The organism is Euzebya tangerina (assembly GCF_003074135.1).
Lineage (GTDB): Bacteria > Actinomycetota > Nitriliruptoria > Euzebyales > Euzebyaceae > Euzebya > Euzebya tangerina.
The window spans coordinates 146,111-166,459 of record NZ_PPDK01000001.1; the positions used below are offsets into that span (position 1 = coordinate 146,111).

General features: G+C 68.6%; 14 protein-coding genes and 1 pseudogene. 10 read left to right on the plus strand and 5 right to left on the minus strand.

Annotated features, from left to right (window positions below; all coding sequences use genetic code 11):
• Window positions 1–98 precede the first annotated feature (98 nt).
• The 6 genes from C1746_RS00700 (at window position 99) to C1746_RS00725 (ending at window position 6,514) form a co-directional block, all read left to right on the plus strand.
• Entirely contained in the window at window positions 99–1,274 is a 1,176-nt protein-coding gene (locus C1746_RS00700) for a Gfo/Idh/MocA family protein (protein WP_116712793.1), read from the plus strand.
• A 103-nt stretch (window positions 1,275–1,377) separates the two neighbouring features.
• Window positions 1,378–2,364 (plus strand): Gfo/Idh/MocA family oxidoreductase, encoded by a 987-nt coding sequence (locus tag C1746_RS00705; RefSeq protein WP_116712794.1) that lies wholly within the window; start codon window positions 1,378–1,380, stop codon window positions 2,362–2,364.
• Window positions 2,361–3,260, plus strand: a complete 900-nt coding sequence (locus tag C1746_RS00710) for a TIM barrel protein (protein ID WP_116712795.1) — start codon at window positions 2,361–2,363, stop codon at window positions 3,258–3,260. Before C1746_RS00705 ends, C1746_RS00710 begins: the two co-directional genes overlap by 4 nt.
• 59 nt (window positions 3,261–3,319) lie before the next feature.
• Window positions 3,320–4,432 carry a sugar ABC transporter substrate-binding protein gene (locus tag C1746_RS00715; RefSeq protein ID WP_205711624.1) on the plus strand — a complete coding sequence of 371 codons (1,113 nt, stop codon included), beginning with the start codon at window positions 3,320–3,322 and terminating at the stop codon, window positions 4,430–4,432.
• Between the two features lie 85 nt (window positions 4,433–4,517).
• Window positions 4,518–5,606 (plus strand): ABC transporter permease, encoded by a 1,089-nt coding sequence (locus tag C1746_RS00720; RefSeq protein WP_116712797.1) that lies wholly within the window; start codon window positions 4,518–4,520, stop codon window positions 5,604–5,606.
• 5 nt (window positions 5,607–5,611) lie between these two features.
• The gene (locus tag C1746_RS00725) at window positions 5,612–6,514 is read left to right on the plus strand and encodes an ATP-binding cassette domain-containing protein (protein ID WP_116712798.1); all 903 of its coding nucleotides are present in this window, start codon (window positions 5,612–5,614) and stop codon (window positions 6,512–6,514) included.
• A 42-nt stretch (window positions 6,515–6,556) separates the two neighbouring features.
• Here the strand turns inward: C1746_RS00725 and C1746_RS00730 are convergent, their stop codons facing one another.
• Together C1746_RS00730 and C1746_RS00735 are read right to left on the minus strand one after the other, a co-directional pair.
• Window positions 6,557–7,162, minus strand: a complete 606-nt coding sequence (locus C1746_RS00730; protein ID WP_116712799.1) for a hypothetical protein — start codon at window positions 7,160–7,162, stop codon at window positions 6,557–6,559.
• 59 nt (window positions 7,163–7,221) lie between these two features.
• On the minus strand, window positions 7,222–8,163 hold the full coding sequence (locus tag C1746_RS00735) for a homocysteine S-methyltransferase family protein (RefSeq protein ID WP_116712800.1): 942 nt from the start codon (window positions 8,161–8,163) through the stop codon (window positions 7,222–7,224).
• A gap of 258 nt (window positions 8,164–8,421) precedes the next feature.
• On the opposite strand from C1746_RS00735, the pseudogene C1746_RS23305 reads away from it, so the two are divergent.
• Together C1746_RS23305 and C1746_RS00745 are read left to right on the plus strand one after the other, a co-directional pair.
• Window positions 8,422–8,519, plus strand: a pseudogene (locus C1746_RS23305) (winged helix-turn-helix domain-containing protein); the annotation flags it as partial.
• Window positions 8,520–9,197: 678 nt separating this feature from the next.
• Window positions 9,198–10,718, plus strand: a complete 1,521-nt coding sequence (locus tag C1746_RS00745; RefSeq protein WP_476702725.1) for a winged helix-turn-helix domain-containing protein — start codon at window positions 9,198–9,200, stop codon at window positions 10,716–10,718.
• Here C1746_RS00745 and C1746_RS00750 read toward each other — a convergent pair.
• Window positions 10,715–11,551, minus strand: coding sequence for an aldo/keto reductase (locus C1746_RS00750; protein ID WP_116712803.1), 837 nt, complete (start codon window positions 11,549–11,551; stop codon window positions 10,715–10,717). The two genes, C1746_RS00745 and C1746_RS00750, sit on opposite strands and share 4 nt — an antisense overlap.
• Window positions 11,552–11,560: 9 nt before the next feature.
• Complete coding sequence (locus C1746_RS00755) at window positions 11,561–12,226, minus strand: MBL fold metallo-hydrolase (protein ID WP_162867232.1); 666 nt, start codon at window positions 12,224–12,226, stop codon at window positions 11,561–11,563.
• A gap of 61 nt (window positions 12,227–12,287) precedes the next feature.
• Between C1746_RS00755 and C1746_RS00760 the strand changes: the two genes are divergently transcribed.
• Complete coding sequence (locus tag C1746_RS00760; RefSeq protein ID WP_162867233.1) at window positions 12,288–13,835, plus strand: SulP family inorganic anion transporter; 1,548 nt, start codon at window positions 12,288–12,290, stop codon at window positions 13,833–13,835.
• A 95-nt stretch (window positions 13,836–13,930) separates the two neighbouring features.
• The gene (locus tag C1746_RS00765; protein ID WP_205711625.1) at window positions 13,931–19,495 is read left to right on the plus strand and encodes an ATP-binding protein; all 5,565 of its coding nucleotides are present in this window, start codon (window positions 13,931–13,933) and stop codon (window positions 19,493–19,495) included.
• A gap of 8 nt (window positions 19,496–19,503) precedes the next feature.
• On the opposite strand, the gene C1746_RS00770 is transcribed toward C1746_RS00765, so the two are convergent.
• Window positions 19,504–20,322: a bacteriorhodopsin gene (locus tag C1746_RS00770; RefSeq protein WP_116712806.1), complete on the minus strand. Its 819-nt coding sequence runs from the start codon at window positions 20,320–20,322 to the stop codon at window positions 19,504–19,506.
• Between the last annotated feature and the right edge of the window lie 27 nt (window positions 20,323–20,349).

The window sequence follows — 20,349 nt, forward strand, 5'->3', positions numbered from 1 at the left end:
GGCTCCCGGAGAGACTTGGGGGACTATAGCCATAACCTTGGAACGTTCCAACAGCAATCTTGGAGAAGGCGGTTCGCCATGCTCGACGACGAACGCTCATGAACGCCACACCCCAACCCACGATCCGCATCGGTCTCATCGGAACGAGTTGGTGGGCGGACGCGATGTACCTGCCGGCCTTGAGCTCACTCTCGGACGTGGCCGTCACGGCCATCGCCGGACGACGCCCTGGGCCGCTGGCTGAGCGGGCCTCGCAGTGGGACATCGCGGCGACCTACGCCGACTGGCGGGACATGCTGGACAGGGCCGACCTCGACGGTGTGATCATCGCGGCGGCCAACTCGGTCCATCATCCGGCTGCCCTCGCTGCACTGCGACGGGATCTTGCCGTGCTCTGCGAGAAGCCCTTGGCGGGCACTGCCGGAGAGGCCCATGAGTTGGCCGAGCTGGCCGACCAACGCCAGGCGGTGACGATGGTCCCCTTCACCTACGCCTTCATGCCCGGGTTCCGCTGGCTCCGCCGCCTGGTGCGTGAGGGATACGTGGGGCGCGTCCATCACGTCGGACTGCGGTATCACACCGGGTTCGGGCTCGACCCCGCCTACAACTGGAAGTTCGACGCTCGACGCAACCCGACCGGAGCGCTCGGCGACATCGGGTCCCACTTCATCCACCTCGCCATCGAGCTGGCCGGGCCGATCAGCCACGTCACCGCCCAGATGGACACCCTGGGTTCTCGCGCGACGACCGACCCCGACGGGCAGTCCTATCCCGCGGCCAGCGACGCTGCGATCCTCATCCTGGGGTTCGAGGGTGGGGCACAGGGGGTGCTTCACGCCTCTGCCGTCGCACACGAGGGAACCAGCATGGACCAGCGGCACATGATCGAGGTCCATGGCAGCGCCGGGACGCTGGCCTACAAGATCGACTGGGACGAGGTGCAGATCGTCACGGGCTCCCGGGTCGGGGAGGGGCCCGTTCGGCCGCTTCCGATTCCGGACGACATCTGGGGCCCGGTCCGTCGCAGTCCAATCCACGACACCTACCGCGACGTCTTCCGAACCACCGATGCCATGGCACGAGGGTGGGCGCAGGCCATCGCCCCGCGTCGTCAGGTCCGCCCTGACTTCGCCGACGGTGCCGCAGTCCAGCAGGTGCTCGAGGCCGCCCTGGCCTCCTCCACCAGCGGTCGGCGAGTGGCCCTCGACCCTCCGGCCGGTGAACGACCGTCTGCCCGACCGCGGACGGGGTCACCTGAGATGGAGCCGAAATAGCCCTTGACACGGCGGCTACTAGCTCTCTAGTTTCTGGATTTGGAACGTTCCATGGAGCGTTCCAACCACAACGACCCCTACTCAAGAGCCACCAGGAGGGTGCGTGAACGTCGGGCTGCTCGGTGCGGGACGGATCGGATCCCTGCACGCCGACACACTCGGTCGTGATCCTCGCGTCGATCACGTGCTGGTCAGCGACCCGATCGCCCAGCGCGCAGCAGACGTCTCCGACCGGGTCGGCGGCACGGTGGTCGAGGAGCCGGCAGAGCTGCTGTCGACGTGCGACGCCGTCGTGATCGCGTCCAGCACAGATCTCCACGAGCGGCACCTGGTGATGGCGGCCGAGGCCGGGGTTCCCGCCTTCTGCGAGAAGCCCATCGCATTGGATCTGGCGTCGACCGACCGGGCGATCGCCGCCGTCGAGGCATCCGGCACACCGGTCCAGATGGGATTCAACCGTCGCTTCGACCCCGAGTTCGCCGCCGCACGCGAGGCCGTCCGTGCCGGGGCACTGGGGCAGGTGCTCCTCGTGATCGGGCAGCACCACGATCACCAGCCGCCTCCCGTCGAGTACGTCGGACCCTCCGGCGGCCAGTTCGCCGACCAACTCATCCACGACTTCGATCTGCTCCGCTTCGTCACCGGTCAGGAGGTGGTCGCCGTCAATGCCGCGGGGAGCGACGCCGGGATGGACATGTTCGGACGGCACGGTGATACGGCGGTGTCCGTCGTGACGCTGTGGCTGGACGGCGGGACGATGGCAACGCTCTGCGGCGTGCGGATGGACCCGCTGGGCTACGACGTCAGGATGGAGGTCTTCGGGACCGAGGACTCCATCGCCGTCGGGCTTGACGATCAGACCCCCATCAGACCGGTCAACGCACCCGCTCCGACGTCGCCTCATCGGGAGTGGTTGCCCCGGTTCGGCGCCAGCTACGCCGCCGAGATGGACGCCTTCCTGCAGGTGGTCCAGGGGACGGCCGAGAGCCCCTGCACCGTTGCCGACGCCCGAGCGGCCCTGATGATCGCCACGGCCTGCCGCCTGTCGCTGCAGGAGGGGCACCCCGTGGACCTGAAGGACGTCTCGTGAGTCTGCTGGACCGCGTCGCTGGCGCCCCCATCACCTGGGGCGTCGACGGGTCGCCGGGCTGGGGGTATCTGATGCCGCCGGATCGGGTCCTGGCCGAGATGGTCGAGCTGGGCCTGCGGGCGACCGAGCTCGGCCCGGACGGCTGGCTCGGCGAGACCACCGACCAGGTGCTGGCTCGACTGGACCGCTTCGGCCTCGGTCTGGTGGGCGGCTTCGTACCCGCGGTCCTGTACCGACAGGACCGGGTGGACCAGGAACTGACGGCCTTTGCGGAGGCGGTCAGGACGTTGCGGGCCGGCGGAGCGGAGATCGCGGTGGTCGGCCCTGATTCCCACCTCCCCGGCTATGACACCGAGGTGCACCTGACCGACGACGAGTGGGACATCTTCTTCGAGGCGTTCGCACAACTGCAGGAGATCGCGGCCCAGCACGACATCACGGTCGCGACCCACCCCCACTGGGGCATGGCGGTCCAGGATTCGCGCGACGTCAACCAACTCCTCACCCGCACCAGCTCCCGCCTCTGCCTCGACACCGGACACCTGGCCTTGGCCGGCGTGGACCAGATGGCCCTGATCACGGCTGCCGCAGACCGCATCCACCACGTCCACCTCAAGGACGTCGACCCCGACCTGGCCGCCGCTGTGCGCTCCGGTGAACGGAACTTCCGAGCAGCGGTGATCGACGGCCTGTTCACCGCCCTCGGCGAGGGGGACGTCGACCTTCGCGGGCTCATCCAAGCGCTCGAGTCCCGAGGATTCAACGGCTGGTACGTCCTCGAACAAGACGTTGCCCTCGCCGAGGAACCCCCGCCGGCAGCGGGCCCGATCATCGATGCCCGCACCAGCCTCGACTACCTGCACTCGCTGGACGCGGACCTGACGGCACCGGTCTGAGCCACGCAGCCCCCAACCACCCCCTGCAAGACCCGATCCCCAACAAGGAGCAATGCACGATGAAATCCAGAGCCTGGCTTGCAATCGCAGCCATCATGTTGCTGATCCTGTCCGCCTGCACCTCCGTCGACGACAGTGACGGCGAGACGGCGGACGGCGGCGAAGACACCGACACCGCGGAGACCGACGACGGCGGTGAGGAGGAACCAGCGGACACCGGCGGTGAGGAGGAGGAACCGGCCGACGACAGCGACGACTCCTCGGATGACAGTGGTGACTCGGGAGATGACGGGGCGGTCGCCCAGCGTGACTACCGCTTCGTCGTGGTCAGCCATGGCCAGTCATCCGACCCGTTCTGGACCGTGGCAGCGAACGGCGTCAGTGATGCTGGCGACGACATGGGCGTGACTGTCGAGTACCAAGCGCCCGGCACCTTCGACATGGTCGAGATGAGTCAGATCATCGACGCGGCCGTCGCCTCCGAGCCGGACGGCCTCGTGGTCACACTGCCGGACGCCGAGGCGCTCAGCGACTCCGTCCAAGCTGCAGTCGACGCCGGCATCCCGGTGATCTCCATGAACTCGGGCTCCGATGACTTCGCGGACCTCGGCGTCCTGGTCCACGTCGGCCAGACCGAGTTCGAGGCCGGTCTGATCGCCGGTGAGCGGATGGCCGAGGAAGGGGTCACCAACGCCCTGTGCATCAACCAGGAGGTCGGCAACACCGCCCTGGACGACCGCTGCGGCGGCTTCGAGGAGGGACTCGACGGCACGGTGGACGTCATCCCCGTCGACCTGGCGGACCCCGCTGGGACGCAGTCAACGGTGGAGGGTGCCCTCAGCGATGAGATCGACGGCATCCTGGCGCTGGGCCCGACCGGCGCCATCCCGACACTGGCTGCCGTGGAGAACGTCGGCTCTGACGTCGCCCTGGCCACGTTCGACCTCGGACCCGAGGTGCTGACAGCCATCGACGAAGGCCGGATGCTCTTCGCCATCGACCAGGCCCAGTACCTCCAGGGCTACCTGCCCATCGTGTTCATGACGAAGTTCCTGGACACGGGAGCCCTGCCGCTCGGCAGCGTGGACCGCGTGGTCCTGACCGGTCCCCAGATCGTGGACGCGGAGACGGCCGCGTCGGTGCTAGAGGCTTCCGAAGCGGGTCTGCGCTAGCAGGCGATGGCCCTTCCGGCGGGCTGAGTCGTCTGCGAGACTGCTCAGCCCGTCGGGGGCCATGCTTCACACCCGGAGGGCCGCCATGAGCACACAAACTGCCGAGCCACCCACCACAACGAACAGCGGCGATGGGTCCGACGATGAGCGGGTTCGGTCGCAGAGCGTCCTCACCCGCCTGCTCACCAGGCCGGAATTCGGCGCGCTCGTCGCCGTCGTCCTGGTCTGGGGGTTCTTCGCCGTCGTGGCGTCGGACAACAACTTCATCTCGACGCAGACGACCGCTGCGATCCTCAACCGTGCCGCTCCCCTGGGCATCCTCGCCGTCGCGGTGGCGCTGTTGATGATCGCTGGCGAGTTCGACCTTTCAGTTGGCTCCGTCATCGGCTTCGCAGGCATGGCCATCATGCTGCTCGTGTCCTCGTCCGATGTCGGCGGGCTGGCATGGCCGCTGCTCCCCGCACTCGTCGTGGCGCTGGTGATCACGGCGGGGGTTGGGTTTCTCAACGGCATCATGGTGATCACCACGAGGCTGCCGTCGTTCATCATCACGCTGGGCGCACTCTTCGTCTTCCGTGGACTGGCAACGGCGATCCCGCGGACGGTGACGAACCGGACGCAGCTGGGTGGGTTCGACACGATTCCTGGTGCCGACGCGATCGTGTCGCTCTTCGGTCGCAAGATCGATCTGTTCGGAGCCCGGTTCGACATCTCCATCGCCTGGTGGTTGGGGTTGACGCTTCTGGCCTGGTTCGTGCTGTCGCGTACCCCCATCGGCAACTGGATCTTCGGCGTCGGGGGTGATGACAACGCCTCCCGAAACGTCGGCGTTCCGGTCACACGGCTCAAGATCGGCCTGTTCATGGTGACGGCCTCGGCCGCGTTCCTCGTCGCGCTCATACAGGTGGCATCGTTTGGTGGTGCCGACTCGTTGCGCGGTGAACTGCAGGAGTTCAATGCGATCATCGCCGCCGTCGTCGGCGGGGTGCTGCTGACCGGTGGCTACGGCTCGGTCATCGGAGCCACGCTCGGCGCGCTCATCTTCGCGATGGTGCAGCAGGGGATCATCGTCACCGGCGTCGACGGCGACTGGTTCAAGGTCTTCGTCGGCGCGATCCTCGTGGTCGCCGTGGTGTTCAACAACTTCATCCGGACCCAGGCACAGAAGCGGTGAGTGCAATGACCACGACGATCGACCTCGACCAGCCCATCCTCGAGATCAAGGGCGTCTCCAAGTTCTTCGGCAGCGTCATCGCCCTGCAGGACATCTCCATGTTCGTCCGGCCCGGGGAGGTCACCTGCCTCCTGGGCGACAACGGCGCCGGCAAGTCCACACTGATCAAGACCCTCTCCGGCGTGCACGCACCCAGCGAGGGTGAGTACTACTTCGAGGGCGAACCAGTGGAGTTGGCCTCGCCACGCGATGCCTTGAGCATGGGCATCGCCACCGTCTATCAGGACTTGGCGATGATCCCGCTGATGTCCATCTGGCGGAACTTCTTCCTCGGCTCCGAGCCGACCAAGGGCGTCTGGCCGTTCAGGCGGTTCGATGTCGATCATGCCAAGCAGGTCACCCGCGAGGAGATGGCCAAGATGGGGATCGACATCCGGGATCCCGACCAGCCGGTCGGCACCCTCTCGGGCGGCGAGCGCCAATCCGTTGCGATCGCCCGGGCGGTGTACTTCGGTGCCAAGGTCCTGATCCTGGACGAGCCGACCGCAGCCCTCGGCGTCAAGCAGGCCGGCGTGGTGCTCAAGTACATCCTGCAGGCCAAGAAGCGGGGCATCGGCGTCATCTTCATCACCCACAACCCACACCACGCCTATCCCGTCGGCGACCACTTCGTCATCCTGCGACGTGGCCTCGTCTCCGGCGACTTCGCGAAGGAGGATCTGCCGCTCGAGCAGCTGGTCCAGATGATGGCCGGTGGCGCCGACTTGGAGGCGCTGTCGCACGAGCTGGCCTCGGCATCCCGTGGGCAGGACTCAGATGACGAGGCTGCTGAACTGGCAGCCGCAGCTGACCAGCTCGCCTCGGAGGCCAAGGGCGCCCCCGAGTCGACGGGACCGGCGCAGGCGTGACCCGGTTGTGACGATGGCGGGGGGCGTCGCCGCAAGCGCGCGTCAGCCCTCCGCCCAGGTCTGGATGATCCGGAGGGTCTCGTCCGGCACGACGATCGGCGCTCTCGGGTCATCCTCTTCGAGGACGTAGTGCACGACCGCGGTGGCCCACTGCTCCGACGGCGTCTCGATCCACGTGGGCCCTTCCGACCAGTCACCGGACGACAGCCCCTGGGCCGCGCTCAGCTCCTCGCGGATCTCCACGTGGGAGGGGCAGGAGAACTCGAGGTGGTGGGCCAACTCGTGGACCAGCGAGACCCGCAGCTGTGGGGCGGTGGCCGGGATCCGGATCGTCACCTCCTGTGCACCCGGGTCGTATCGGGCCCGGTCGTCCAGCTCGCGGGCCCCGACCAGTCCGACGGCGCCCAGGCACTCCCGCCGGGACGGGAAGGCCGAGGTGAACGTCGTCATGACCTCGTCGGCCAGGTCCCGAAGATCCTGCGGGGTGTCGGCCCCATAGACCCACGCCGGCTCATCACCGGCCCGGGGTACGCCCTCGATCGGCACCGTCGAACAGCTGGTGAGGAGCACAGCCGCCGCGAGCGGGAGGACGGCAGCGGCAACATGCCACTGCCGTCGATCTCCACAACCGTCGAACCAGGCACGCACCTGCTGGAGGCTAGCCAGTCCGAATCCGGGGCGGGTGCGGTCATGTCTGGGTCACCGACTCATGCCGACCCCACCATGACCGGCCCCCCGTGCAGCAGCCCGACGTGCTCGATGTCGGTGCCGCAGCAGCCCCCGACCGCCACGAGCGACGGCAGTTCGGCAACCAACGCGCGATGGCACGACAGCAGATCCTGTGGGTCACCACGATCCAACTCCACTGCCTCGTCCAGCTCTTCGTGGCTCGCACGCGAGGCGTTGTAGCGCAGAAGGCCCAGCCGCTCCCACGGACCTGTCTGCTCAAGCGCCCGTGCCATGTGGGTCGGGTGGGCGCAGTTGATGCCGAAGTAGGCAGCCGCACCATCCGTCAGCTGGTCGACCCGCTCGATGGCCGTCGCCAGACTGGCACCGGACGGGAGGCGACCGTCGGTCTCGACCGTGAAGGAGATGGCCACGGGCGCCCCGACCTCCGTCGCCGCCTCCACGATCCCCGCCGCCTCGTCGGTGTAGGTCATGGTCAGGGCGCCGATCTGATCGGCTCCGCCTGCGACGAGCGAGGTGATCTGGGGCCGGTGGTAGGCCGTCGCCTCGGCACGACTCATGGCCCCACCGACGGCGTATCCGTCGACCCGTGGGCCGACGTTGCCGCTGACCACGACCGGGATGTCGTGGCTGGTCGCGGCCACCTGGTGCAGCAGTTGCACGGCACTTCGGTTGATCTGGTCCAGTTGGTCCGCGTCGTAGCCGAGGCGGGTGCCCCAGTCGCTGCTGGCTCGCCAGGTCGGCGTCTCGAACACGGCTCCCGTCCCCTGGGCTCGCGCGATCGCCACATAGTCCGCGAAGTACGCGGTGAGGCTGGCTCTCCCCGCCATGGTGGTCACCAGCGGGAACGCGGCGAACTCGGGCAGGTCGACCCCGTGGTTGAAGATCAGATCGGTCTCGAGCCCGCCCTCCGTCAGGAAGGGGCGGGACGCGGAGGTCGGAACGTGGGTCGGTGTGGTCATCGGATGCTCCTCGCGGCGGATGTCGTCTGACGCCCGTCTTTGACGTCGTGGGCATACGGTGACCGGCGCCGGCCTGAGGAGCTTGGGGACCAGGTGGAGATTGTGTGAGGACCCGGGGACAATGATGCCGCCGTGCTCACCTTCGCCGACGTCGCGATCGACCTCGATGCCCGCGAGGTCATTCGTGACGGGGCCTCGCAGCACCTGGAGCCGCAGGCGTTCGATCTGCTCCGGTACCTCATCCTCAACCAAGAACGGGTGGTGCCGAAGTCCGAGCTCCTCGACGCCGTCTGGGGGACCACTTCGTCTCCGAGTCGGCGCTCACGACCCGGGTGAAGGAGGCCCGGCGCGCGCTGGGCGATGACGGCACGCGGCAGGAGTGGATCCGGACCGTCCGCGGTCGTGGGTACCGCTTCCTACCGCAACTGGACGACGGCGCCACATCGCCGGGACCGTCCGACGACGATCTGCTGGGACGCGACGGGGAACTCGAGGACCTTCTGGCGGCGCTGCGCACCCCTGGTGTGGTGACCGTGGTCGGCCCCGGCGGGGTCGGCAAGACGGCGCTGGCCTCGGCACTGGCTCGGCAGATGAACACGGTGTCGTCCACCGACCCGGTCGTCGTGGACCTGGCTGCCATCGCCGATCCCCAGATGGTGGTCCCGGCCATCCGCCGGGCGGCCGGCATCACATCGCCGACCGCGTCCGATCAGCAGTCGGTGATCGCCATCGCGACCATGGATCGGCTCGTCGTTCTCGACAACTGCGAGCACGTCATCGACACGGTCGCCGAGGTGGTGCGCAGCATCGTCGAGGTCGGCGGCGATGTCCGACTGCTGTGCACGAGCCGTGAGCGGCTCGGAGTCCGGACCGAACGGGTGCACGCGATCGCCCCGCTGCCGCTGCCGGTCAGCCGTGCGCTGTTCGTCTCACGCGCACGACGGGTCAGACCCGAGTGGGAGCCGGACACCCGCGAAGAGGAGGCCCTCGACGCGCTGATCCCGCTGCTGGACGGCCTGCCACTGGCGATCGAGATGGCGGCGGGTCGTGTGGCCACCATCGGCCTGAGCGACCTGGCCGCCGTCCTGGCGGACCGCCTGGACATCCTCACCAGTGCCGACCGACGGCCGGTCGAGCGGCATCGGACCATACAGGACCTGGTGGCGTGGTCCTGTGAGCTGCTGACGCCGCACGAGCAGCAGCTCCTTGCCGACTTCACCGTCTTCGCCGGGCCGGTCGGCCTCGAGGACGCCATCGGCGTGCTCGGCAGCCAGCCGCACGATCCGGACGTCATCGCGGGTCTGTCTGCCCTGGTCGACCGCTCACTGCTGGTTGTGGACCTGCGCCACACACCGCCGACGTACCGACTGCTGGGGACCACGCGGGCCGTCGTCAGGGGGACGCTCGCCCCCGGTGACGAGCTCGAGCGCTGCCACGCCGAGTGGTTCGCCGGCGTGGCCGAGCGCTGCGACGCGGCGCTCCGAACGGACGACGAGGGATGGGCCAATGATCGGCTTGGCGGCGTCTTCGCGGAGATCCGAGCCGCACACGCCTGGGCTCGAGTGCACGACCACGACCTCGCGTGCCAGCTGTCGGATGCGCTCAGCTTCTACGCCCACAGTCGCCTGCAGGGTGAGCCGGCCACCTGGTCGGCGGCACTGCTGTCCCGACTGTCGCCGGACCATCCCGGCAGGCCGCTGGTGCTGGCGGACCTCGCCGCCGACGCCACGCACCGGGCCGATCTTGCGGCCGCTGCCACCTACGCCGATCAGGCCCGAGCGACTGCCACCGCGCCACTGCCCGTGCGGACGCAGGTGTCGCTGCTCGAGACCGCTGCCGACCTGGCCCTGTACGACGGTGACCTGACGGAGAGCGCGGCGAGGAATCACGCCATGATGACGTTGGGGCGTGACGCAGCCGACCGTCATGCCGAGAGCTTCGGCATCGTCGGTCAGGTCCTCGCCGCTACCTACGCCGACGATCTGATGCGGGCCACGTCGCTGCTCGACGGTCACGTCCCATCACCGGACACCTCGCCGTCGGCGCGCGGGTGGTTGGCGTATGCGCGTGCCGAGATCACGGCAGCGACCGCCCCGACGGATGCGATCGTCAGCTACGAACGGGCACTGGCTGCCGCGAGGCCCGTCGGTGCGTCCTTCCTGTCGTCGGTGGCTGAGGTGTCCCTGGCTGCAGCGCTGACCCGTGCTGGCGATACCACTGCGGCCCTTGCCCGGTTCGCGAGGACACTGCCGCGGCTGCGACGGGACGGCAACCTCAGCCACGGCGTCACCACCCTTCGCAACCTGATCGTGCTGCTTGCTCACATCGGCGCGGATGAGGCGGCGGTGACCCTCCACGCCGCCCTGTCCGGCGACGCGGGATCGGAGACCTACGGCGAGGAAGAAGCTCGGCTCAGGGACGCGCTGCGGGTGATCCGCAGCCGACGGCCGGAGGGGGTAATCGAGCAGTGGGATGTGACCGCCCGAGGCCTCGGTGTGGTCTGGGCGTTGGACCATGCCACGGCCGTGGTCCAGACCCGACTCGCCACGTCCTAGTCGGGGATCCAGTTGAACTCGTCGGGGTTCGGACCGCGCCGCCCGTCACGGTCGAGGCTGTGGATCGTGGCCATCTCCTCCTCCGACAGCTCGAAGTCGAAGATCTCGAAGTTCTCGGCGATTCGCTCCGGCTTGGTCGACTTGGGGAAGATGATGTCGCCGCGCTGGAGGGCCCAGCGCAGGGCCACCTGCGCCTCGGACTTGCCGTGCTGCTCGCCGATCTCGACCAGCGTCTCATCCCCGATGACCTCACCCTGCGCGATGGGCGACCAGGCTTCGGTCACGATGCCGTGCTCGGTGCCGAACTCCCGGACCTCATCGTTGGCGAAGTACGGGTGGACCTCGATCTGGTTGACCACGGGGACGACGTCGGTCTCGTCCATGAGGCGCTGCAGGTGATGGACCTGGAAGTTGGAGACCCCGATCGAGCGGGCGCCACCCGACGCATAGATCGCCTCCAAGGCCTTCCACGTCTCCACGTAGTCGAGGACCTCCGGCAGGGGCCAGTGGATGAGGAAGAGGTCGACGTAGTCGAACCCCATCCGCTCCAGTGAGCTCTCGAACTCCTTCGTCGCGACCTCGGGGTCGTGATAGCCGTTGTTCAGCTTCGTGGTGACGAAGACCTCCGAGCGGTCGAGGCCGGACGCTTGGACGGCAGCCCCCACGCCCGCCTCGTTGCGGTACATCTGCGCGGTGTCGATGTGCCGGTAACCGGTTTGGAGGGCGGTGAGGGTGACCTCCTTGGTCTCCTCCGGCTCGATCTGGAAGGTCCCGAACCCCAGCTGGGGGATCGTGACGTCGTTGTTGAGCGTGATCTGCGGTACAGCGGTCATGGAGCAGTCCTAACCACTGATCGAGGTCGGTACTCCCCGATGCGGGTCGAGGATCTCCGCGCGGCCGAGTTCGGCCACCTGGCCCAGGTAGATCCCCCGCGCCTCGGGACGCAGAAGGTGGTCGTGGACGGGGACGACCATGCGTGGCTTGACGGCCCGGGCGAACTCGATGGTCTCCGCCAGCTTGGCCCAGGGGGCGTTGAGCGGCAGGGCCAGCACGTCGATGTGGTCCGGCACCGTGGTGTAGGCATCGCCCGGGTGGAACAGGCGCGTCTCGCCGTCGTCCACGATCAGGCCGAGGTTCCCGATGCCGGGGATGTCGGGGTGGATCACGGCGTGGTCGCTGCCCACGGCTTCGACGCGCAGCGCACCGAAGCTGCCCGTCCAGCCGGTTTCGATGGCCGTAGCCGTGATCCCACCCTCAGCCGCGACGGCGGCCGCCCCGGCCTCGGCCAGCACCGGCACGTCAGCGGCGTCGAGGACCTGGCCGAGCACGGTCGGATCGATGTGATCGGGGTGCCGATGGGTGATGAGGACGGCGTCGATGCCGTCGACCGCGCTGGGGGCCGAGGGCGAGAAGACGCCGGGGTCGATCAGGACGGCACCTGGCCGGTCACCCGGTCCGTCGCCGGCGTCGATGCGGATGCAGGCATGGCCGAGGAGGGTGATGTGCATGGGTGTAGGTGTAACCCATCGAGGCGTGCTCGACAGCACCCGACCGTATCCTTCGAAGGCAGTGCCGGACCTCGCCCCCATCGCGACGCTGAAGCGCTCGTCGTTGTGGCGTCAGCCGTCGACGGGAGACCTGGTCGCGGGCGTGTCCGTCGCACTCGTCCTGGTGCCCCAGTCCGTCGCCTACGCGGTCTTGGCCGGCATCCCGCCCGAGCGGGGGATGGTGGTCGGTGTCGTCGCCACGATCGCCGCCGCCCCCTTCCTCGCCTCCCCCTACCTGCAGAGCGGCCCGACCGCGATCACGTCGCTGCTCACGCTCGGCACCCTCTCCACCCTGGCCAGTCCCATGAGCGAGAGCTACGTCGCCCTCGCCGCGCTCCTCGCGCTGATGGTCGGCGCGATCCGGCTCGGGATCGCGCTCAGCCAGGCTGGCGAACTTGCCTACTTCCTCTCCTCCCCCGTCCTGGCGGGCTTCACCTCGGCTGCGGCGGTGGTCATCGTCGCCTCGCAGCTTCCCACGCTGACCGGGGCCCCGGCCGACGCCGACAGCGTTCTGGTCCAGACCGGGCAGGTCATGGCGAACGTGGGCGAGTGGAACCCGGTGGCCGTCGCCATCGGCCTCGGAACGGTGGCGGTGGTCCTCCTCGCTCGGCGGCTCAGCCCACTCGTGCCGGGGGTCCTGATCGCCATCGTCGCCGGCGTGCTGATCGGGCAGGCCACCGCAACCGGTGACGTCGCGGCCGAGACACTCGGCGAGCTCCCCGCAGCGACCCCCGTCGTGTCGCTCGCCCTTCCGTGGTCCCGGGTGACCGACCTGCTCGTCCCCGCGCTGATCATCGCCGTGATCGGCTTCAGCGAGGCAGCGGCCATCGCCCGCAAGTTCGCTGCCGAGGAGCGGTTCGCGTGGGATCCGGACCGCGAGTTCGCGAGCCAGGGCGTGTCCAACCTGGCCGCAGGCCTGGTCGGCGGGTTCCCGGCTGGCGCCTCGTTCAGTCGCAGTGCGCTGAACCACATGGCCGGGGCCACATCGGCGTGGAGCGGGCTGGTGACCGGCCTGCTGATGGTGGGCGCCCTTCCCCTGGTCGGTCTGCTGGCCGACCTTCCGCGTGCGGTGCTCTCGGGGATCATCGTCGCTGCCGTCGGCCGACTGGCCGACCCGGGGCCGGTCTTCGCGCTGCGCACCGAGTCCCGCCAGCAGTTCACCATCGCCCTCGTGACGGCACTGGCCACGCTCCTCCTCGCCCCGCAGGTCCACTGGGCCATCCTCATCGGGATCGCCCTGTCGATCGCCGCCCACCTGCGTCGCGAGCGGTACATCACCACCGAGCACTGGGTGGAGGACGGACACCTGCACCTTCGCCCCACGGGGGTGCTCTGGTTCGGCTCGGCGCCACGGTTCGAGGAGCAGGCCACCACGTTGATCACCGGTCAGGAGGTCACCGCGATGACCATCCACCTCCAACGACTGGGGCGCACGGACGTCAGCGGGGCGTACGCGCTGCGCCGAATCGTCGAGCTGGCGCGCGACCGCGGCGTGACCGTCGACCTGACCGACCCGACGGAAGCCAGCCGGCTGATCATCGAACGGGTGATGCGCACGACCGGTTCCTGATCGTCGCGTGCACGTCATGGCCGATGGATCGAATCGGCCACGGACCGGACAGGCCGCGACCTATGATGCCGACACGCTGAACTGGAGCCGCGTTTGTGACTGAGCCCGTGACCCACCTGCCATTCAAGCGAATCGCCATCGTCAACCGTGGCGAGTCCGCCGTCCGCCTGATCCACGCCGTCGCCGAGTGGAACGTCCAGCACGGTGACGAGGTGGCCACCATTGCACTGCACACCCACGCCGAGCGCACCGCGATGCATGCGCGCATGGCCGACGAGGCCCACCTGATCGAGTCAGTTGGCACCGCCTTCCTGGACTACGACGTCCTTGAGCAGGCCCTGGTCGACACACAGGCCGACGCGGTCTGGGTGGGCTGGGGGTTCGTCGCCGAGCACCCTGAGTTCGCCGACCTCTGTGACCGTCTCGGCCTGACGTTCATCGGCCCCTCAGGCGACGTCATGCGACGACTGGGCGACAAGATCGGTGCCAAGAAGCTGGCGGAGGAGGTGGGTGTCCCGGTCGCACCGTGGAGCAACGGACCGGTCGAGTCGGTCGAGGAAGCGGAGGGGCAAGCCGAGTCAATCGGCTACCCGTTGCTGATCAAGGCGACGGCCGGTGGTGGCGGCCGGGGCATCCGTCGCGTGGACTCGCCCGAGGATCTGCACACCGCCTATCAGCGCGCCTGCGACGAGGCAGGCAAGGCCTTCGGGAATCCGGTCGTCTTCATGGAGCACCTGGTGACGGGCGCCCGCCACGTCGAGGTGCAGGCTGCCGGGGATGGCCAGGGCGGCGGCTGGGCGCTGGGGGTCCGTGACTGCTCGATCCAACGTCGGAACCAGAAGATCATCGAGGAGTCGGCCTCCCCGGTCCTGTCCGATGAGCACAACCGGATGCTCGGCAAGGTGGCCGTCGACCTGATCGTGGCGGCGAAGTACCAGGGCGTCGGGACCGTCGAGTTCCTCTACGACACGACCACTGACACCTTCGCCTTCCTCGAGGTGAACACGCGCCTGCAGGTCGAGCACCCGATCACGGAGCTGACCACCGGCGTGGACATCGTCAAGCTGCAGCTCGAGATCGCTGCCGGTCGCACCCTGGAGGGCGACCCCCCGCCGATCACCGGCCACGCCATCGAGGTGCGGCTGAACGCCGAGGACCCCTCCGCCGGCTTCGCCCCCGCGGCCGGCCGGATCACCGCCCTCAACTTTCCCTCCGGACCGGGGATCCGAGTCGACACCGGAGTAGCCGAGGGTGACTCGATCCAGTCGGAGTACGACGCCATGGTCGCCAAGATCATGGCCTGGGGCTCGGACCGTGCCGAGGCCCGAGGACGGCTGGTCCATGCCCTCGAGGAGACGGTGGTGTCCATCGAGGGCGGGGCGACCAACAAGTCGTTCCTGCTGCACCTCCTGGGCCTCGAGGAGGTCATCAGCGGGTCGGCGCACACCTCCTGGCTGGACAGCTACACCGCCGAGGGACGACACCTGGTCAGCGACCACGCCGGCGTGGCTGTCCTCGTGACCGGCGCCGAGGCGTACCTGCAGGCGGCGGTGTACGAGCGCAACGAGTTCTTCGCCTCCGCCGGCCGAGGACGTCCGCGGCTGACCCACGAGCCGGTCACGACGGTGGACGCGTCGCTGCGCGGCGAGCAGTACCGCATGGCCGTCCAGCGCATCAACCCGACGACCTACCGGATCGAGGTCGACGACGCCGTGGTGACCCTCGAGATGACGGACGTCAGCGAGTTCGAGTCCCGCGCACGCATCGGCGACCGCACCTACCGGATCATGTCGACCACCCAGGGCGGCGACCACCTGATCGAGGTCGACCACATCACCCACCGCGTCAGTCGTGACGACGCCGGCACGATCCGCTCACCATCCCCGTCGCTGGTCATCGCCACCAGCGTTGAGCCGGGCGACGCCGTCGCCCAGGGCGACCTGCTGGTCGTGCTCGAGGCCATGAAGATGGAGACGCAGATCACGGCGCCCTTCGACGGCACCATCGTCGAGGTCCCCGTCGGACCCAGCACCCAGGTGGATGCCGGCACACCGCTGGTCATCATGGAGGCGGCCAGCGACGGTGAGGAGGAAGCTGACGGGACGAATCGGATCGACTTCGCCGATCTGGCCGACACCGCCGACGACACGCCCACGGAGCGCGAACGCCTGCTGGCCTGCCTGGACGCGATCCGCTGGACCGTCATGGGGTTCGACACCAAGGAGGGTGTCGTTGCGGAACTGACGGCGCAGCTGAGCGACGCCCGCGACGACGCGCTCGCCCACGACGACGAGGCCATCGCGGCGTCTCTGGAGATCCTGCAGGTCTTCAGCGACATCGGCTCACTGGCCCGCAACCGTCGTGCCGGCGAGCTGAGCGAGGCGGAGGACCACAACGCCCAGGAGTTCCTCCACCACTGGTTGCGGTCGCTCGACGTCGAGGCCGAAGGTCTGCCGGAGTCATTCCAGGCCAAGCTCTCCAAGGCGTTCGCCCACTACGGGGTGGGCGATCTGGAGCAGGGCGTCGACCTCGAACGCGCCGCCTTCCGCCTCTTCAACGCCCAGGAGGAGGCGGCCTCGCACGAACGGTTGCTCGCGGCTGTGCTGAACGGCCTGCGGCTGGACCCGACGCGGCTGGACGCCGACGAGACCGAGCAGATCCAGGCGGTCCTGGGCGAGTTCATCATCGCGACCGAGTTGCGATTCCCGGACCTCGGGAACCTGGCTCGCAGCGTCCGCTACGAGACCTTCGACCAGCCAGCCATCGCCTTCCGGCAGTCCTCCGTGCTGTGGGAGATGGGTGATCACCTCGATGCGCTGCGGGCAGGCACACCGGAGGCACTGGGTGAGACCCGCGCTGAGGAGCGCATCGGGGCGCTGGTCAACTGCCCGGAGACCGTCATCGAGTTGCTGGGTGAGTCACCCGGGGACCTGACCGGGGATCCGATGCTCGGCGTGATGTTCGAGCGCCTCTACCGCGTCAAGCAGCTGCACGACGTCCAGATCAACCAGGACCTGCACTCGGCCGGCTACTACACCGACGTCTCGGACGGCTCGGGGGGCATGGCACCCCAGCTTCGCTACGTCGTGGCCACGATCACCGACATGAGCGACGCCGAGGCGGCCTTGGCGCGGGCACTCGAGCACGGCACCGGCGTGACAACCTCCGCTCCGCTGTCCATCGACCTGTACCTGCGGTGGGACGGTCAGCTGGCCTCGGCAGCCGAGGTGGCCCCGTGGGCCGAAGCGTTGGCGCGCGCCGCCGACCGCCCCGACAACCTGCGGCGCATCAGCATCAGCGGTGCCGACCCCGACGGTGAGGTGTTCCATCTCACCTACCGCGCCGTCTCTGGCGATGACGGCCAGGTCGAGCTGGTCGAGGACACCGTCATCCGGAACTTCCACCCGATGATCGCGGGGCGCCTGCAGCTGGGCCGGTTCGTGGAGAACTTCCACATCGAGCGGCTGCCGTCGCGACCGGACATCTACCTCTTCAAGCTGGTGGGCCGGGCCAACAAGCGGGACAGCCGGCTCTTCGCAGCGGCAGAGGTCCGGGACCTGACGCCGAACCTGGACCGGGACGGGACCGTCATCGGCCTACCGGCGGTCGAGCGTGTCGTCTCGGCCTGCGCCGACGCCATCCGGGTCGCGCAGACCGAACACGACCCCAAGCGCCGGATGGCCACGAACCGGATCACCCTCTACGTCTGGCCGCCGTTCGACCTGCCGGTCAGCGCCCTCGACACCATCGGGGAACGGCTGACCACGCCCACAGCCGGGCTTGGGTTGGAGGGCGTCGAGGCGATCGGCACCATCATCGATCGTGCGGCCATCGAGGGCGGAGCCAGCGAGGAGGAGGCGACCCACGACGTCGTCGTCAAGTTCGGCTTCGACGCGGAGCGTGGCCGTGAGTTCTCGATCGAGCAGCCCACCACCTCTTCGGTCCCGGGGCTCGACCCCTACCGACAGAACGTGATCCTGTCCCGCCAGCGCGGGTCGATCTATCCCTACGAACTCGTGGAGAAGCTGACCCGCGGGGGCGGTACCTTCACCGAGTACGCCGTCGGGGCGGACGGCTCCTTCGACGTCGTTGATCGGCCGCCCGGCACCAACCAGGCCGGCTTCGTGTCCGGGGTCCTGACCACGCCGACCGACCGGCACCCGGACGGCATCACCCGGGTGCTGCTGATGGGGGATCCGACCAAGGGACTGGCATCGATCGCCGAGGCGGAGAGCCGGACCGTGATCGCCGCGCTCGACCTGGCCGCCTCGCTCGGCGTGCCGGTCGAGTGGTACGCCGTCTCGGCCGGTGCCCGGATCGCCATGGACACCGGGACGGAGAACATGGACTGGGTCTCCCGTGCCCTCCGCCGGATCATCGAGTTCACCCAGGACGGCGGAATCATCAACATCGTCGTGACCGGGATCAACGTCGGCGCCCAGCCCTACTGGAACGCCGAAGCCACCATGCTGATGCACACCAAGGGCATCCTGATCATGACGCCGGACAGCGCCATGGTGCTGACGGGGAAGCAGTCGCTGGACTACTCCGGGGGGGTCTCGGCCGAGGACAACTTCGGCATCGGCGGCTACGACCGCATCATGGGCCCGAACGGCGAGGCGCAGTACTGGGCGCCGGACCTCGACGCCGCGCTCGAGCTGATGCGGCGGCACAACGAGCTGACCTTCGTCGTACCCGGTGAGCGGTTCCCACGGCAGCGGCCGACCTCGGACGACCCAGAGCGCGACGTCGGCAGCTCGCCCCACGACGGGCAGGAGTTCGCCACGGTGGGGGAGATCTTCAGCCCGGAGACCAACCCGGGACGGAAGAAGCCGTTCGACATCCGCTCGATCATGCGGGCCGTCAGCGACACCGACGTCGAGCCGATGGAGCGGTGGCTCGACATGCGCGACGCCGAGACGGGGGTGGTGTTCGAGACCCGCGTGGACGGGCAGGCGGTCACCATGGTCGGGATCTCATCCCGTTCGCTGCCCCGCACCGGTGTCCTGCCGGCGGACGGGCCCAGCACCTGGACGTCGGGGACGCTGTTCCCGATGTCATCCAAGAAGATCGCGAGGGGCATCAACGCCGCCAGCGGCAACCGGCCGCTGATCGTGTTGGCCAACCTCTCCGGCTTCGACGGCAGCCCCGAGTCGCTGCGGAAGTGGCAGCTCGAGTTCGGTGCCGAGATCGGTCGGGCCATGACCAACTTCGACGGCCCGATCGTGTTCTGCCTGGTGGGGCGCTACCACGGCGGTGCCTTCGTGGTGTTCAGCAAGGTCCTCAACGACAACACGATCGCGCTGGCGGTCGAGGGGACGTTCGCCTCGGTGCTCGGTGGTGCACCGGCCGCGGCCGTGGTGTTCACCCGTGAGGTGGACCAGCGGACCGATGCCGACCCGCGCATCACCGACCTGCGCGAGCGGATCGCCGCGGCGTCGGGGGCGGAGCGCAGTGACCTCGAAGTCGAGCTGAGCGAACTCCGACCCGTGGTCCGGGCTGAGAAGCTCGGCGAGAAGGCCGCCGAGTTCGACGCCGTCCACACGGTGGAGCGGGCCAGGGACATGGGCTCGGTCGACGCCATCATCCCGCCGCATCGGCTGCGCCCGGCCATCATCCAGGCGCTGAGCGAAGGGATGGCTCGGGCGACCCGGGGGTAGGTCCTCGGTCAGCCGTCAGCGACCGGACCCTCCAGCCAGGGGTCGTCGGCCGCTGCTGGCCAGCCGTCGCGGGCAGACAGTCGCCGCGCGATCGAGGCGAGGAGCACGCCGTACACGACCTTCGAGCCGACATCGGCGAAGGTGAAGAGGAGCTGCCGTCCGACCACCCACTCCGGACCATCACCCAGGGCCATCAGGTAGGCCACGGGGTACGCGCCCCAGGTCGCGGCGAACAGGTACGTGATGTTGCGAAGCGTCGTCGCGGCCTTGGCCGGCAGCGCCTGCAGCGTGGGGCCGAGATGACGCATCAGCAGCAGGACGAGGACGACGAACGGGACCGTCGAGACGGCACCCCACACCAGCAGCGCGCTGGTGCTGGTGACCTCGTACAGCTGTCCGATGTAGCCCGTCACGATCATCGCGACACCCATCACGACGAGCGACAGGCGCAGGCGGTAGAGCCGTTCCCGGGAGAGCTCGAACAGATAGGTCAGCTGCACCAGAAGGAGTGGGATGGTGATCAGCCAGGAGATGTACCGGAAGCCGTTCTCGAAGGTCCGGTCGCCAGGTACCCACATGCCGCCGTCACCGATGGTGCCCTCGAAGACGAACGCCCCTCGCCACGAGTTGCTGAGCTGCAGGAAGTGCCACCCGGCGACCAGCATGACCAGGATTGAGAGATAGGTGATCGGACGCCAGCGAGGAGAGATCTTGGGCAGGTTCATCAGGAACCAGCCGAGTCCGGCCAGCGCCGCCGCGAACGCGCCACTGAACAGCAGCGCAACGGCAGCGTGCTGCCCCGGCGAGTAGGTGAAGAGGTTCTCCATGTCGTGGTTTGTGACCGAATCTGACGG

Excerpts from the sequence above, each read along its gene's own strand:
- C1746_RS00700 (WP_116712793.1), top strand. The coding sequence starts at position 99 with ATGAACGCCACACCCCAACCCACGATCCGCATCGGTCTCATCGGAACG.
- C1746_RS00715 (WP_205711624.1), top strand. The coding sequence starts at position 3,320 with ATGAAATCCAGAGCCTGGCTTGCAATCGCAGCCATCATGTTGCTGATC.
- C1746_RS00720 (WP_116712797.1), top strand. The coding sequence starts at position 4,518 with ATGAGCACACAAACTGCCGAGCCACCCACCACAACGAACAGCGGCGAT.
- C1746_RS00725 (WP_116712798.1), top strand. The coding sequence starts at position 5,612 with ATGACCACGACGATCGACCTCGACCAGCCCATCCTCGAGATCAAGGGC.
- C1746_RS00735 (WP_116712800.1), bottom strand. The coding sequence starts at position 8,163 with ATGACCACACCGACCCACGTTCCGACCTCCGCGTCCCGCCCCTTCCTG.
- C1746_RS00745 (WP_476702725.1), top strand. The coding sequence starts at position 9,198 with ATGGCGGCGGGTCGTGTGGCCACCATCGGCCTGAGCGACCTGGCCGCC.
- C1746_RS00750 (WP_116712803.1), bottom strand. The coding sequence starts at position 11,551 with ATGACCGCTGTACCGCAGATCACGCTCAACAACGACGTCACGATCCCC.
- C1746_RS00755 (WP_162867232.1), bottom strand. The coding sequence starts at position 12,226 with ATGCACATCACCCTCCTCGGCCATGCCTGCATCCGCATCGACGCCGGC.
- C1746_RS00770 (WP_116712806.1), bottom strand. The coding sequence starts at position 20,322 with ATGGAGAACCTCTTCACCTACTCGCCGGGGCAGCACGCTGCCGTTGCG.